This is a genomic window from Enterobacter chinensis, from assembly GCF_034008295.1.
In the GTDB taxonomy this organism is placed as follows: Bacteria; Pseudomonadota; Gammaproteobacteria; order Enterobacterales; family Enterobacteriaceae; genus Enterobacter; species Enterobacter chinensis.
Genome location: NZ_JARDVI010000009.1, coordinates 1 through 15,746, shown reverse-complemented (window position 1 = coordinate 15,746; position 15,746 = coordinate 1). Strand labels below are relative to the sequence as shown.

Here is a 15,746-nt window from a genome sequence, read left to right as displayed (position 1 = left end):
AAACATTATCTACAAGCCGGGCACAGACCCGGCTTTTTCATAACTAAACAACACGACAATACTGCAAGGAACTCACTATGTTATCCGCTATCACCCGGCTGTTCCCGTTGTGGGCGCTGCTGCTCTCTGTACTCGCGTATTACACGCCCACCACGTTCACCGGCATCGGGCCATGGGTCACCACGCTGCTGATGCTGATCATGCTCGGCATGGGTATACACCTGAAAATCGACGACTTTAAGCGCGTGCTGTCTCGCCCTGCGCCCGTCGCGGCAGGAATATTCCTCCACTACCTGGTGATGCCGCTTGCGGCGTGGCTATTGGCGATGGCCTTTAAGATGCCGCCCGACCTCTCCGCCGGGATGGTGCTGGTGGGTAGCGTGGCCAGCGGTACGGCGTCTAACGTGATGATCTACCTGGCGAAAGGCGATGTGGCGCTCTCGGTGACCATCTCTTCCGTTTCCACGCTGGTCGGCGTGATTGCGACCCCGCTATTAACGCGTCTGTATGTGGACGCACATATTCAGGTGGATGTGATGGGCATGCTGCTGAGCATTCTGCAGATTGTGGTGATCCCGATTGCGCTGGGCCTGGTCATTCACCATCTCTTCCCGCGCGTAGTGAAAGCGGTAGAGCCGTATCTGCCTGCGTTTTCGATGGTCTGTATTCTGGCCATCATCAGCGCCGTGGTGGCGGGTTCCGCGTCGCACATTGCTTCCGTGGGGTTTGTGGTAATCGTCGCGGTTGTGCTGCATAACACCATAGGCCTGCTGGGCGGCTACTGGGGCGGGAAGCTGTTTGGCTTTGACGAATCTACCTGCCGCACGCTGGCAATCGAGGTGGGCATGCAGAACTCCGGCCTGGCGGCGGCGCTCGGGAAAATCTACTTCTCACCGCTGGCGGCACTGCCGGGAGCCCTGTTCTCCGTCTGGCATAATCTGTCCGGTTCGCTGCTGGCGGGCTACTGGTCCGGCAAACCGATTGATGAACAAACGAAAAAAGATGCGGTGAAACAGGGTTAATTGGCGGTACTTGCTTTACACTGAAGCCTCTCTCTCAGGAGGCTTCAGCAATGGCTACACCACGATTGACCCAGAAAGACATGACGGAAGCCGAGCAGCGCGAACTTAAAACGCTTCTCGACCGCGCACGCATCGCACATGGCCGCACGCTGACGAACGCCGAAACCAATCAGGTTAAAAAAGAGTACATCGATAAACTGATGGCGCAGCGTGACGCCGAGGCGAAGAAAGCCCGCAAACTGAAAAAGCAGCAGGCTTATAAGCCGGATACTGAAACGACCTTTTCCTGGTCGGCCACTACCTCTACCCGTGGAAGGCGCTAACTAGCGCCCTTTCTTTTTGCGGCCAGGCTGGACAAAGCGCTTCCCGTTGGCCGGTTTGCCGCGTCCTTTCTCTTCCGCTTGCGGTGCCTTCACTACCGGGCGCTTAATCGCCTGGGTTTTCGGTTTTGCTTTGGCCTTCGGCTTCGCTTCGGACGAGGAATTCTCGATTAACTTGAACAGCTCAATCAGCTCATCGCCGGTTAAGTCACGCCACTCGCCCAGCGGGATACCGGACAGGCTGACATTCATGATGCGCGTGCGCTCGAGCTTTGTCACTTCGTAACCGAAGTGCTCACACATGCGGCGGATCTGACGGTTTAAGCCCTGTACCAGGGTAATGCGGAACGCGAACGGCGCTTCTTTCTTGACCTTACACTTTTTCGTGACGGTACCGAGGATCGGCACACCGGCGCCCATGCCACGAATAAATTCGTCCGTGACCGGCTTATTCACCGTCACGATGTACTCTTTCTCGTGGTCGTTACCGGCACGCAGAATTTTATTGACCAGATCGCCGTGGTTGGTGAGGAAAATCAGCCCCTGAGAGTCTTTATCCAGTCGGCCTATCGGGAAGATACGGCTGCTATGGTTCACGAAATCCACGATGTTATCCCGCTCGCCATCCTCGGTGGTGCTGACAATCCCAACCGGTTTGTTCAACGCGATAAACACCAGGTCTTCAGCATCGCGCGGTTCGATGAGCTGACCATTCACTTTAACCACGTCGCCAGGTACTACCTGATCGCCGATAGTGGCGCGTTTGCCGTTGAGGAACACGTTACCTTGTTCAATGTAACGGTCCGCCTCGCGACGTGAGCAGATCCCGCTCTCGCTAATGTATTTGTTTAATCGGGTTGATTGAGTTGGCAGCATAGTTTCTCCTGTGAAGGCGAAATATACCTTAGGTTTGGGCTGGAAAAAAAGATTAGCCGACGGTAACTGAGACGGGTTTTCCAAGTTTGCCCAGCATCATGACCAGCGTATCAAGGGTAAACTTATTGGTTTTAAGGTTAACCACATCGGATACTCGCGGTCGGGACACATTAAGCCTGGCGGCAACATCAACCTGGCGGAGTTTATTTTCCGCAATCCATAAGGCGATCTCCTGCATGAGTTGTCGCTTAATGGCGAGCAACTGCTCAACTTCTTTCTCGGCGCTTACCTGGAGTTGTTTAGCCTCGCTCTCTTCGAAACCCAACTCTGCGAAAATATTCGTGTCGGCCGGTGTCACATGCCGAATTTTAGTATCAACGCGAATCCCCATTTTTAACCTCTCCGGGCATCAAGCACTGCCTGAAAACGTGCCTTTGCTATATGTTTATCATGGACTGATGTCCGCGGCGTCTTCTTATTAAAGCTATGCAGTACGTACACAGCATCTTCATATCGTGCCAGATAGAGGATTCGATAAGCACCAGAATGATCACGGAGCCGTATTTCAGAAACACCTTTACCTATCTCTGACATCGGCTTCCAGTCAGCCGCTTCTAATCCGGCCTGCAGTCGATGTAACTGATAGCCAGCGTCTTTGCGTATTTCCTCAGGGAAACGGAGCAAATCATTAAAGGCACTTCCCATCCACGCAATGGGCCTCAGTGCTGGCCTTTCTGATAGCATATCACATCCTTGTATAAAATTTTATACGCCAATAAACGTAAAATGTGGCTGAGTAGGTTTATCAACACCCACTCAGCCACGTTACGTTTTTGTCAGGACGTAGTCATGTTAGATAGAATGAAACTGCGAGGCACTTTCAGAGATTAATACTCATCCCGCTCGTCATCTTCATCCGGCTGTTCCATCACGCTGTACGCCACCGCGCAGAACAACGAATTAAGGCGTTTCATATCGCCCAGCAGCCCCAGGTGTAGCGAGCTGGTTTCAATGCTCTGCACGTTCTGCTGGTGCAAACGCTCAACGTGGGCGTGCGAATAGCGGCGGTTCAGAATGCGGAAACGATGCTTGTTACGGCGCAAGCGGCGCGCGCTCGGCACGTCGCTGGAAAAGAAGACCGACATGGCCAGCTTCAGGTTGCTCACCAGCTGTTCTTGCAGCGCCTCCAGCTCCTTCAGGCCTTCACCTGAGAACGCCCGACGTGCGGCCAGCGATTTATCTGCGATCTCGCTGCCCATCCGTTCAACGATATCCGAGGCCTGTTCCAGGTTAAGCGACATCTCAATAATTTCGGCCCAGCGGCGTGACTCCTCCTCCGCCAGCTCATCCTGCGGAATGCGCGCCAGATAGAGCTTGATGGCGGTATAAAGCACGTTGATATCGTCCGCCAGTCTGCGCAGATCTTTTTCTTCTCGCGGCTCGCCGTGCATCACCTTTTGCAGGCCTTCAAGCATGGTTTCCATGGCGTCGCCCATGCGCAGCGTCTCGCGAGCGGCATTCGCCAGCGCCAGGGCCGGGGTATCCAGCGCGGAGGTATCCAAATGCTTGGGTTTCAGACGCGCATCCAGCTCCGGTTCATCCTGGATAAGGCGTTCGCAGAAGCGGGCCATCGGCTCAGCAAAAGGGACCATCGCCAGGCAGCGCACCAGGTTATAGAAAACGTGGAAATAGATCACCAGCTCCGCCTTCGGCAGCGGGAGGTTGTCCATCAGGTTCGCCAGCGGATGGATAAAGGGCAGGATAATCAGGCTGCCCACCAGCTTAAACAGCAGGCTGCCGAGGGCCACGCGGCGGGCGGCAGCGTTGGCGGCGCTGTTATTGAGCATCGCCAGCAGGCCAGACCCGAGGTTAGCCCCAATCACCAGACATAGCGCGACCGGGAAGGAGATCGCCCCGGCGGCGGTTAAGGTCGCCGTCAGCAGCACCGCAGCCAGACTGGAGTAGCTGACGATGGCAAACACCGCGCCGATCAGCGCGTCCAGCATGATGTCACCGGTGAGGGAGGCGAAGATGACCTGAACACCGTTGGCCTCGGTGATAGGGGTGACCGCCTGCACAATCAGCTCCAGCGCCAGCAGGATCAGCCCCAGGCCAATCCCCACGCGACCAAGCTGTCCGGCCCGCGTCTGTTTGCGGCCGAGGAAAAAGATCACGCCGAGAAAAATCAGCAGTGGCGACAGCCACGAGAGATCGAACGTCAGGATACGCGCCATCAGCGCGGTACCCACATCCGCCCCCAGCACAATAACCAGCGCCGGGGCCAGCGCCACCAGATCCTGCGCCACAAAGGAGGTGACCAGCAGGGTTGTGGCGTTACTGCTCTGAACCAGTGCCGTCACGCCAATGCCCGCGCAGAAGGCGAGCGGCTTCTTCTCGACGCTACTGCTGAGAACGGTACGTAAACGGGCACCAAAGACGCGCATCACGCCGGTACGGACGATATGGGTCCCCCAGACAAGCAGTGCGACTGCAGAGAGCAGATGTAACAGGGTCAGCACGGAAGGTTTTCCTCCTTATCGTTATTCGTTTTCCTTAGGTTCAGTATAAGGGTTTAAACGTAAGAAAGAGACAGGGCGCCCAATGAGCGCCCTGTTTGTTGTAAGGAAAAGTGACGTTAGTCGGCGTCGTAGCCCAGATTTGGCGCTAACCAGCGTTCAACTTCAGATACGCTCATCCCTTTACGCAGCGCATAATCTTCGATCTGATCGCGTTGCAGTTGCGCGACGGCGAAGTATTTACTGTCCGGATGGCTGAAGTACCAGCCGGAAACGGACGCGCCCGGCCACATAGCGAACGACTCGGTGAGCTTCATACCGGTATGCGCCTCTACGTCCAGTAATTTCCAGATGGTGCCTTTTTCAGTGTGTTCCGGACAGGCCGGGTAACCCGGTGCCGGACGAATGCCCTGGTAGTTCTCGCGGATCAGCTCCTCGTTGCTGAGGTTTTCATTGGCCGCGTAGCCCCAGTGCACCTTACGCACGCGCTCGTGCAGGTACTCGGCGAAGGCTTCCGCCAGGCGGTCGGCAATCGCTTTTACCATGATTTTATTGTAATCATCGTGCTGCGCTTCGAACGCCTCCGCCAGGGCATCTTCTTCCAGACCACCGGTCACGGCAAAGGCGCCGATGTAATCCGCTTTCCCGGAAAGCTTCGGTGCCACGAAATCGGCCAGGCAGTAGTTGGCAAAGCCCACTTTTTCGGTTTGCTGGCGCAGATGGCGGCTGACCGCCAGCACGTGGGTGCGGGTTTCATCACGATAAATTTCGATGTCATCACCCACGCGGTTCGCCGGGAAGAGCCCGACCACGCCGCGTGGATTAAGGGTTTGCTCCGCACTCAGCTTATCCAGCATATCATTGGCGTCTTTAAACAGGCGCTTCGCCTCTTCACCTACAACTTCATCCTCCAGGATACGCGGATATTTGCCCGCCAGCGACCAGGTCATAAAGAACGGCGTCCAGTCGATGTAGTTGCGCAGCGTTTCGATGCTGGCGGTGACGTCCTGCACGCCCAGACGATGCGCGACCGGGGGCGTATAGCTCGACCAGTCAAAGGCCAGATCGTTATCGCGCGCCGCCTGCAGCGTGACGGGCGGCGTGCGCGGTTTCTTGCGCCCGTGCTGGATGCGAACGGTTTCGTACTCTTTGCGGGTGCGCGCCACAAAATCATCACGCTGGGTGTCGGAGAGCAGCGCGGACACCACGCCGACAGTGCGTGAGGCGTTCTGCACGTAAACCGTCGGGCCGCTGTAGTTCTGTTCGATTTTCACCGCCGTGTGCGCTTTCGAAGTGGTCGCCCCGCCAATCAGCAGCGGAATGGTGAAGCCCTGACGCTCCATCTCTTTTGCCACGTTGACCATCTCGTCCAGCGACGGGGTAATCAACCCCGAAAGACCGATCAGATCGGCATTCACTTCGCGCGCGGTCTTGAGAATTTTATCTGCGGGCACCATCACGCCAAGGTCGATAATCTCGTAGTTATTACACTGCAGCACTACGCCGACGATGTTTTTGCCGATGTCGTGGACATCCCCCTTCACGGTCGCGATCACCATTTTACCGTTAGTGGAGCCTTTCTCTTTGCTGGCTTCAATATATGGCTCAAGGTAGGCCACCGCCTGCTTCATGACGCGTGCAGATTTTACGACCTGTGGCAGGAACATTTTGCCCTCACCGAACAGATCGCCGACCACGTTCATGCCATCCATCAGCGGGCCTTCAATCACTTCGATGGGACGCGCGGCCTGCTGGCGAGCCTCTTCGGTATCAAGTTCAATAAATTCGGTAATGCCTTTGACCAGCGAGTATTCCAGACGCTTTTTCACGTCCCAGGAACGCCACTCGGCCTGCTGAACGTTTACCGCCTCATCCGATTTGCTGCCACGGTATTTTTCTGCCAGATCCAGCAGCCGCTCGGTGGCATCGTCGCGGCGGTTAAGGATCACGTCTTCTACCGCTTCGCGAAGCTCCGCAGGCAGATCGTCGTAAATCGCCAGCTGGCCGGCGTTAACAATCCCCATGTCCATCCCGTTGCGGATGGCGTAGTAGAGGAACACGGCGTGGATCGCTTCGCGCACCGGGTCGTTGCCGCGGAACGAGAACGATACGTTCGACACGCCACCGGAGATCAGCGCATGCGGTAGCTCGCGTTTAATGTCTTCACACGCGCCGATAAAGTCCTGCGCGTAGTTGTTGTGCTCTTCAATACCTGTCGCGACGGCGAAGATGTTCGGGTCAAAGATAATGTCTTCCGGCGGGAAGCCCACCTCTTCAGTCAGTATTTTGTACGCGCGGCGGCAAATCTCAATTTTGCGCTCGCGGGTGTCGGCCTGGCCCACTTCGTCAAAGGCCATCACCACCACGGCAGCACCGTAGCGGCGCACCATCTTCGCGTGGTGGATAAAGATATCCACGCCCTCTTTCATCGAGATGGAGTTGACGATGCCTTTGCCCTGAATGCACTTCAGCCCTTTTTCGATGACCTCCCATTTGGAGGAGTCAATCATGATCGGCACGCGGGCGATGTCCGGCTCACCGGCAATCAGGTTGAGGAAGCGCACCATCGCCGCTTCGGCGTCGAGCATCCCCTCATCCATGTTGATATCAATAATCTGCGCGCCGCTTTCCACCTGCTGGCGGGCGACGTCCAGCGCTTCGCTGTACTTCTCTTCTTTGATCAGTCGCTTGAATTTTGCGGAACCCGTAACGTTGGTACGTTCACCGACGTTCACAAACAGGCTGTCGTCGCCGATGGTCAACGGCTCAAGGCCGGCAAGACGGCAGGCAACGGGAAGCTCAGGCAGCTTGCGCGGCGGCAGACCCGCCACCGCATTGCTCATGGCGGCGATGTGCTCCGGCGTGGTACCGCAGCAGCCGCCGACAATATTCAGGAAGCCAGACTCAGCCCACTCGCGGATTTGCGCCGCCATGGTATCTGCATCCAGATCGTACTCACCAAACGCGTTCGGCAGACCGGCGTTCGGGTGCGCCGTGACGTAGCACTCCGCGATGCGCGACAGCTCCTGCACGTACTGGCGCAGTTCGTCCGGTCCCAGCGCGCAGTTCAGGCCGAAGGAGAGCGCCTCCGCATGGCGCAGAGAGTTGTAAAACGCTTCAGTTGTCTGGCCGGACAGGGTACGGCCAGAGGCGTCGGTGATGGTGCCGGAAATCATGATCGGCAGGTCAACGCCCAGCGCCTCGAACTCCTCTTTCACCGCGTAAATCGCGGCTTTGGCGTTGAGGGTATCGAATACCGTTTCAATCAGGATCAGATCGGAACCGCCTTCCACCAGCGCTCTGGTCGATTTCCGGTAGGCCGCGACCAGCTGGTCAAAGGTGATATTACGAAACGCCGGGTCGTTGACATCCGGTGAAATCGACGCGGTGCGGTTGGTGGGGCCAAGTACCCCGGCCACGTAGCGCGGTTTTTCCGGCGTGCGGGCCGTCCACTCGTCTGCGCAGGCGCGCGCCAGCTTCGCGGCTTCATAGTTGATTTCCGCCGACAGGGATTCCATCTGGTAATCCGCCATGGCGATGGTTGTCGAGTTAAAGGTGTTGGTTTCAACGATATCCGCACCCGCTTCGAAGTACGCGTTGTGGATATCCTTAATCACGGACGGCTTGCTGAGCACCAGCAGGTCGTTGTTCCCTTTCAGGTCGCATGGCCAGTCAGCGAAGCGTTCGCCGCGGAAATCGTCTTCGCTCAGACGATAGCCCTGGATCATGGTGCCCATGCCGCCGTCCAGCACCAGAATTCGTTCATTTAACTGCGCACGCAGTTGCTCTACTTTGCTACTCACACTTGCTCCCGACAACGCTCAACATAGCCAAAAGGCTGCGTTCCATACTGGCACAATCTCGCAGGGTGGAAAAGCCACTCAGGGGTAACATGAGACATGTTCACCATCACTCCTCCGATCAGTCAGGATAACGGTTGCAAATTCACCAAATAAAACGAAAATGATTTCCACGATACAGAAAAAGGAGTTCGTCATGGTCGCGACCGTTCCCGCTAAACGCGGCAGAAAACCTGCTGCCACCACCTCCGCACAACAGGGCGGACAGGTTCAATCGCTCACGCGCGGTCTGAAGCTGCTGGAGTGGATAGCCGAGTCGCACAGCAGCGTGGCCCTGACGGAGCTGGCGCAGCAGGCTGGCCTGCCGAACTCCACGACGCATCGGCTGCTGACCACTATGCAGCAGTTGGGCTTTGTCCGTCAGGTAGGCGAACTCGGGCACTGGGCGGTAGGCGCGCATGCGTTTATCGTCGGCAGCAGCTTCCTGCAGAGCCGCAACCTGCTGGCGATAGTGCACCCGATTCTGCGCAAGCTGATGGAAGAGTCCGGCGAGACGGTGAACCTGGCGGTGCTGGACCAGAGCGACCATCAGGCGATTATCATCGACCAGGTGCAGTGCACGCAGCTGATGCGCATGTCCGCGCCGATTGGCGGCAAGCTGCCGATGCACGCCTCCGGGGCGGGGAAAGCGTTTCTCTCGCAGCTGAGCGAGGAGCAGGTGACGGGGCTGCTGCACCGTAAAGGTCTGCACGCCTATACCCACGCCACGCTGGTGTCACCGGTGCATCTGAAAGAAGATCTGGCTTTGACCCGCAAGCGCGGCTATTCGTTTGATGATGAGGAACATGCGCTGGGGCTACGCTGCCTGGCGGCCTGTATTTTCGACGAGCACCGCGAGCCGTTTGCCGCGATCTCCATCTCCGGTCCGATTTCGCGGATGACCGACGACCGCGTGACCGAGCTGGGTGCGCTGGTGATTAAGGCGGCGAAAGAGGTGACGCTGGCGTACGGTGGGATTCGTTAAGCATGCTTTGCCGGGTGGCGGCTTCGCCTTACCCGGCCTACATGATGCCCTCTGAAAATCTGATGCTAAACCGCTGCTTGCGGCGGTAAGCGTACACATCTTCGACATGTCCATTTTTGATCCGCGTTTGCAGTCCACGCCAGTAGCTGGCACGGAACAGATCCTCATGCATCTCTTCGAATAGCGGCCCGATGCGCGGGTCGGCGCACAGCCAGTGGCGAAACTCCTCCGGAAACACATCGCCCGGCGAGACGCTGTACCACGGCTCACCGGAAAGCTCATCTTCCGGGTAGCGGGGTGGCGGGATATCGCGGAAATTCACCTCGGTCATGTAGCAAATTTCGTCGTAATCGTAGAACACCACTCGCCCGTGGCGGGTGACGCCGAAGTTTTTATACAGCATATCGCCCGGGAAAATATTGGCGGCGGCAAGCTGGCGAATCGCGTTGCCGTACTCTTCAATGGCATCCCGCAGCGCCTGACCTTCGGACTGCTCCAGCCAGATATTCAGCGGCACCATACGACGTTCAATGTAGAGATGGCTTATCACGATTTTGTCACCAAGATCGGTGATTTTTCCGGGTGCTTCCTGCAGTAAAAGCGTCATGAGCGCCGGGTCGATCTGCTGCTTATCCAGCACAAAGTTTTCGAATTCCTGGGTATCCGCCATGCGCCCGACGCGATCGTGCTCTTTGACCAGCTGGTAGCAGGCGCGAACATGGGCAGCGGTCATCTCTTTCTGCGGCGCGAATCTGTCTTTAATCACCTTAAATACCCGGTCGAAACCCGGAAGCGTAAACACCAGCATCACCATGCCGCGAATGCCGGGTGCTTCGATGAACTGTTCATCAGCGGTGGTGACATAGCGCAGGTACTCCCGGTAGCTTTCCGTTTTGGCGTGCTTCTGGCAGCCAATGGCCATATACAGCTCGGCGGTGGTTTTGCCCGGCAGGATCTCGCGCAGCCACTCCACCAGAGCGGCAGGCAGCGGGGCGTAAACCATGAAATAAGAGCGGGCGAAGCCAAATACGATGCTGGCCTCGGCGCTGGTGGTCAGGCAGGTATCGACAAACAGTTCCCCGTCGTCGGTACGGTGAATGGGCAGCAGAAACGGCACAATGGCGGTCGGCGTAACCAGTTTGCCCACCAGCCATGCGGCTTTATTGCGGTAAAAAAGCTCATTGGCAACCTGCAAATGGCTGTGGCTGAGCACCTCCGCACCGAAGGTTTCGTTGAGATGTGCGTGGATATAACCGATATCCCGGGTTTTATTCTCCCAGGGCAAGCGCAGCGGCAAATCCGTTAAGACGCGGTGCAGGAGCTTTTCCCACCCGCGCTCGGGAAAGAAATCTTTCGCCAGCGGACGAGGAATGGTTCGAAAGCGTCGCTCGGGCTGAGAGCTGAAGATAAATAACCGCTCAGGAGATAATGAGCGGTGGTCAAATAACCGGCAATAGACGGAGTTAAAAAAGCTCTCCGCAATCTCGAAGCGCGGGTAGTCGGGTAACAAATGGGTGTAATGCTCTTTGACGCGCAGTAAAAATTCCGCATCCGGACTTTTACCATCGGTAATACAACGCAACTGCTCCACCACCAGACCCACATGGTGGTCATAGAGATGGATACGCTGCTTCATGGCCTGCTGAACCGCATGCCAGTCAGCATGTTCGAAGCGCTGCTGCGCGCCGGAGGTCACTTCAAGAAAACGACCATACTGGGCATCGAAGCCCTGCAAAATAGTTTGGGCAATCAGTAATTCCAGGCCACGCGACATATATTCCCCTTACCCAACCCTCTCCCCAGAGGGGAGAGGGGGAAAAGATTAGAACTGTGCTTCTTCCGTTGAACCCGTTAAGGCGGTGACGGATGAGGTGCCACCCTGAATGATGGTCGTCACGTTATCGAAGTAGCCCGTTCCCACCTCCTGCTGGTGAGAGACGAAGGTATAGCCATCTTTACCGGCGGCAAATTCTGGCTGCTGAACCTTCTCAACATAGTGCTTCATGCCCTCACCTTGCGCATAGGCATGTGCCAGGTCGAACATGTTGAACCACATGCTGTGGATCCCTGCCAGGGTAATGAACTGGTATTTGTAGCCCATGTCGGACAGCTGCTGCTGGAAGCTGGCGATGGTTTTGTCATCCAGCTTTTTCTGCCAGTTGAAGGACGGCGAGCAGTTATAGGCCAGCAGTTTGCCTGGGTACTTCGCGTGAATAGCATCAGCAAAGCGTTTTGCCAGCGCCAGATCCGGCGTGGAGGTTTCACACCAGACCAGGTCCGCGTACGGCGCATACGCCAGGCCACGGCTGATCGCCTGTTCAATGCCTGCATGGGTACGGTAGAAGCCTTCACTGGTACGCTCACCGGTGATGAACTCGCTGTCGTACGGGTCGCAGTCAGAGGTGATCAGATCCGCCGCATCCGCATCGGTACGGGCAATGACCAGCGTCGGCACGCCGAGCACGTCAGCAGCCAGACGCGCCGCCACCAGCTTCTGAATCGCTTCCTGAGTCGGGACGAGAACTTTCCCGCCCATGTGTCCGCACTTCTTCACAGACGCCAGCTGATCTTCGAAGTGAACGGCCGCTGCACCGGCCTCAATCATCGATTTCATCAGTTCGAAGGCGTTCAGCACGCCACCAAAGCCCGCTTCTGCATCCGCGACGATCGGCAGGAAGTAGTCAATAAAGCGCGGATCGTTTGGTTCGATACCTGCGGCCCACTGGATCTGATCCGCACGGCGGAAGGTGTTGTTGATCCGATCCACGACCGACGGCACGGAGTTAGCCGGATAGAGCGACTGATCCGGGTACATGCTGGAGGCCAGGTTGGCGTCCGCCGCAACCTGCCAGCCGGAGAGATAAATAGCCTCAATACCGGCCTTCGCCTGCTGCAGTGCCTGACCGCCGGTCAGCGCGCCGAGGCTGTTGATATAGCCCTTTTTAGAGCCACCGTGCAGCAGCTTCCACATTTTCGCCGCACCGTTCTGTGCCAGCGTGCATTCCGGATTGATCGAGCCGCGTAATTTCACCACTTCCTCCGCGCTGTATGGACGGCGGATGCCCTCCCAGCGAGATTGTGTCCACTCTTTTTTTAAGTCTTCGATTTGTTGGGTACGGGTTTTCATGTGCAGATGCTCCATATTGTTATGTGGTGAGTTACGCCAGGAAGCGGTAGCCCGGCAGGGTCAGGAAGTCGATTAGGTCATCTGATGTGGTGATTTGCTCCATCAGGCGCGCGGCGTCGTCAAAACGTCCGCTGCTGAAGCGGTGTTCGCCCAGCTCGTCCTGGATCACCCGCATCTCTTCAGCCAGCATCTGGCGGAACAGGGATTTGGTCACCGGCTTGCCGTTGCTGAGCGTTTTTTGATGGTGAATCCACTGCCAGATTGAGGTGCGTGAGATCTCCGCCGTCGCGGCATCTTCCATCAGGCCGTAGATCGGTACACAGCCGTTACCGGAGATCCACGCTTCGATGTACTGCACGGCAACGCGAATATTGGCTCGCATGCCCTCTTCGGTACGTTCACCCACACACGGTGCCAGCAGCTGTTCTTCAGCCGTCGGGGCATCGTCTTCGCGCGTGACGAACAGCTGGTTTTTGTTGTCACCGAGTACGCGGTTAAAGACTTCCATTGCCGTATCCGCCAGACCCGGGTGCGCGATCCACGTCCCGTCATGGCCGTTACGCGCTTCAAGCTCTTTATCGGCTTTCACCTTGTTGAGCACCTGGTTGTTACGCTCTGCGTCTTTGCTCGGGATAAAGGCCGCCATGCCGCCCATCGCAAAGGCACCACGCTTGTGGCAGGTTTTGATCAGCAGACGCGAGTAGGCGCTCAGGAACGGTTTATCCATAGTCACAACCTGACGATCGGGCAGCACGCGATCGGGATAATTTTTCAGGGTTTTGATGTAGCTGAAAATATAGTCCCAGCGCCCACAGTTCAGGCCGACGATGTGGTCGCGCAGGGCATGCAGAATTTCGTTCATCTGGAACACGGCGGGCAGCGTTTCAATCAGCAGCGTGGCTTTGATGGTGCCGCGCGGCAGGTTGAAACGATCTTCCGCGTAGCTGAACACTTCACTCCACCAGGCCGCTTCCTGCCAGGATTGGGTCTTCGGCAGATAGAAATAAGGGCCGCTGCCTTTAGCCAGCAGGTTTTTATGGTTGTGGAAGAAATAGAGCGCAAAATCAAACAGGCTGCCCGGAATGGCTTCCCCACGCCAGGTGACATGTTTTTCGGGCAGATGCAGCCCGCGTACGCGGCAGATCAGCACAGCCGGATTCGGTTTGAGTTGATAAATTTTACCGGCTTCGTTGGTATAGCTGATGGTGCCGTTCACGGCGTCGCGCAGGTTGATCTGCCCGTCGATAACTTTGTTCCAGTCTGGCGCCAGTGAGTCCTCAAAATCGGCCATAAAGACTTTAACGTTGGCGTTCATGGCGTTGATCACCATTTTGCGCTCTACCGGACCGGTGATCTCAACGCGACGATCCTGTAAATCTTCAGGGATGCCGCGGATTTTCCATTCACCACGACGAATGGAAGCGGTTTCCGAAATGAAGCCAGGCAACTTGCCATCGTCAATTTCTTGCTGCTGATGAATGCGTGCCGCCAGCAGCTTATTACGCTGTGGTGTAAAGCGAGTCACCAGCTCAGTCAGAAATTCTACCGCTTCCGCCGTCAAAACTTGCTGTTCTTGCTCGCCGTACGGCTTGGTAAAGGCCAGTTCATCGACCGTCGTTGCCTGTTGAGTCATTACTCTGCTCCTCATCAAAGATCCAAAATCACGCTCCCGATGCGAACGAAAGATCGTTGGGTAGTTTTCGCTCAGCAGAATTAAGACTATCTATATTTTTTCTAAAATCAAAAACAATTTCCATTTTAATTATTAAATGAAATCAACTTATTGATTTTTATGGCGTTAAAGTTAGGTTGAATGATGAGTGGTATTTCGGAAATAAAAAAGGCACCCGAAGGTGCCTGATCTGAATAGCTGAAACGCTTTAGGATCGTTTAATGCAGAAGATTACTCCAGCGTCGGATTCATGTGACGCAGATCGTATGGCGTTATCTGGTAGACGTAATAGTTGAGCCAGTTAGTAAAAAGCAAATTCCCGTGGCTGCGCCAGGTCGCTCTCGGTTTGTTTTGTGGATCGTTTTTCGGGAAATAGTTGTACGGCACATCGGGATTGAGACCCGCTTCGACATCACGGAAATACTCTGACGCGAGGGTATGCGGATCGTATTCAGGATGTCCGGTCACAAAGGCAATGCGTTTATCCTTGCTGGCAAACAGATAAGCATCTCCATCCTCTGTTTCGGCCAGGATCTCCAGATCGGTGTAATCGCGGATCAGCTGTGCCGGGAAATCGGCATAGCGTGAATGCGGGGCCAGGAAAGAATCATCAAACCCGCGCGTCAGCAGAGCATGTGGATGGAGAATATGGTGTTCGTATACGCCGGAGAGCTTTTCAGTGCGGGTTTGCTTGGGGATGCCATAAAGAATATTCAGTGCGGCTTGTACCGCCCAACAGACAAACAACGTGGACGTGACGTGATCTTTTGCCCACTCCAGCACCTGTTTGATCTGCGGCCAATAGGCAACATCGTTGAATTCAACCAGACCCAGCGGGGCGCCGGTCACAATCAGTCCATCGAAGTTTTCACCCTGAATGTCATCAAAGTTGCAGTAGAAATTGTTCAGATGCTCAGAAGGCGTATTACGTGACTCACGGGCATCGATCCGCAGCAGCTGAATATCGACCTGCAGCGGGGAGTTCGAAAGTAAACGCAGGAACTGGTTCTCTGTTTCGATCTTTTTCGGCATCAAATTGAGAATAAGAACCTTCAGCGGGCGAATTTCCTGGCCTGTTGCACGTGAAGCCGTCATGACGAAGACGTTTTCTTCACGTAAGAAATTGACGGCTGGTAGCTCGTCCTGCACCCGAATCGGCATAACCTTACTTCCTCACAGTATACGTATAAACGTTTAGACATCCAGACAGCTAACGATACCGAGAAACGATCGGAATGTCGAGTCTGCAAGTCGAAGGTGAGAAAGTTTCAGGGAGAGGGGGAGGAGAAAAACAAAAGCAAAAAACCCCGCACCTTACGGTACGGGGTTCTTCTATTTGATGCCTGGCAGTTCCCTACTCTCACATGGGGAGACCCCACACTACCATCG

12 protein-coding genes are annotated in these 15,746 nt (G+C 55.9%); 3 read left to right on the top strand and 9 right to left on the bottom strand.

Annotated elements, in window-relative coordinates:
• The first annotated feature begins 77 nt into the window (after window positions 1-77).
• Window positions 78-1,022: a ketopantoate/pantoate/pantothenate transporter PanS gene (panS, locus tag PYW49_RS21720; protein WP_320387483.1), complete on the top strand. Its 945-nt coding sequence runs from the start codon at window positions 78-80 to the stop codon at window positions 1,020-1,022.
• 50 nt (window positions 1,023-1,072) lie between these two features.
• Window positions 1,073-1,345, top strand: a complete 273-nt coding sequence (locus tag PYW49_RS21715; RefSeq protein WP_059312969.1) for a DUF3811 domain-containing protein — start codon at window positions 1,073-1,075, stop codon at window positions 1,343-1,345.
• Here PYW49_RS21715 and rluF read toward each other — a convergent pair whose 3' ends face one another.
• From rluF to metH, 5 genes are all read right to left on the bottom strand, one after another.
• Window positions 1,346-2,218: a 23S rRNA pseudouridine(2604) synthase RluF gene (gene rluF / locus PYW49_RS21710; RefSeq protein WP_134347351.1), complete on the bottom strand. Its 873-nt coding sequence runs from the start codon at window positions 2,216-2,218 to the stop codon at window positions 1,346-1,348.
• A gap of 52 nt (window positions 2,219-2,270) precedes the next feature.
• On the bottom strand, window positions 2,271-2,609 hold the full coding sequence (locus PYW49_RS21705; protein ID WP_320387482.1) for a helix-turn-helix domain-containing protein: 339 nt from the start codon (window positions 2,607-2,609) through the stop codon (window positions 2,271-2,273).
• A 2-nt stretch (window positions 2,610-2,611) separates the two neighbouring features.
• Complete coding sequence (locus tag PYW49_RS21700) at window positions 2,612-2,962, bottom strand: type II toxin-antitoxin system RelE/ParE family toxin (RefSeq protein ID WP_320387481.1); 351 nt, start codon at window positions 2,960-2,962, stop codon at window positions 2,612-2,614.
• A 143-nt stretch (window positions 2,963-3,105) separates the two neighbouring features.
• On the bottom strand, window positions 3,106-4,737 hold the full coding sequence (locus PYW49_RS21695; RefSeq protein WP_134347354.1) for a Na/Pi cotransporter family protein: 1,632 nt from the start codon (window positions 4,735-4,737) through the stop codon (window positions 3,106-3,108).
• 116 nt (window positions 4,738-4,853) lie between these two features.
• Entirely contained in the window at window positions 4,854-8,537 is a 3,684-nt protein-coding gene (gene metH / locus PYW49_RS21690) for a methionine synthase (RefSeq protein WP_320387480.1), read from the bottom strand.
• A gap of 193 nt (window positions 8,538-8,730) precedes the next feature.
• Here metH and iclR point away from each other — a divergent pair, with 193 nt between their 5' ends.
• Window positions 8,731-9,558 (top strand): glyoxylate bypass operon transcriptional repressor IclR, encoded by an 828-nt coding sequence (iclR, locus tag PYW49_RS21685; protein WP_134347356.1) that lies wholly within the window; start codon window positions 8,731-8,733, stop codon window positions 9,556-9,558.
• Window positions 9,559-9,595: 37 nt separating this feature from the next.
• On the opposite strand, the gene aceK is transcribed toward iclR, so the two are convergent.
• The 4 genes from aceK to metA all read right to left on the bottom strand — a co-directional run bounded on the left by aceK (window position 9,596) and on the right by metA (window position 15,518).
• Window positions 9,596-11,332 carry a bifunctional isocitrate dehydrogenase kinase/phosphatase gene (aceK, locus tag PYW49_RS21680; RefSeq protein WP_134347357.1) on the bottom strand — a complete coding sequence of 579 codons (1,737 nt, stop codon included), beginning with the start codon at window positions 11,330-11,332 and terminating at the stop codon, window positions 9,596-9,598.
• Window positions 11,333-11,380: 48 nt separating this feature from the next.
• A complete protein-coding gene (gene aceA / locus PYW49_RS21675; RefSeq protein WP_134347358.1) occupies window positions 11,381-12,685 on the bottom strand; it encodes an isocitrate lyase in 1,305 nt (434 codons plus the stop codon).
• A gap of 31 nt (window positions 12,686-12,716) precedes the next feature.
• The gene (gene aceB, locus PYW49_RS21670) at window positions 12,717-14,318 is read right to left on the bottom strand and encodes a malate synthase A (protein WP_134347359.1); all 1,602 of its coding nucleotides are present in this window, start codon (window positions 14,316-14,318) and stop codon (window positions 12,717-12,719) included.
• Window positions 14,319-14,588: 270 nt separating this feature from the next.
• Window positions 14,589-15,518, bottom strand: a complete 930-nt coding sequence (metA, locus tag PYW49_RS21665; protein WP_023334115.1) for a homoserine O-acetyltransferase MetA — start codon at window positions 15,516-15,518, stop codon at window positions 14,589-14,591.
• Window positions 15,519-15,746: the final 228 nt, after the last annotated feature.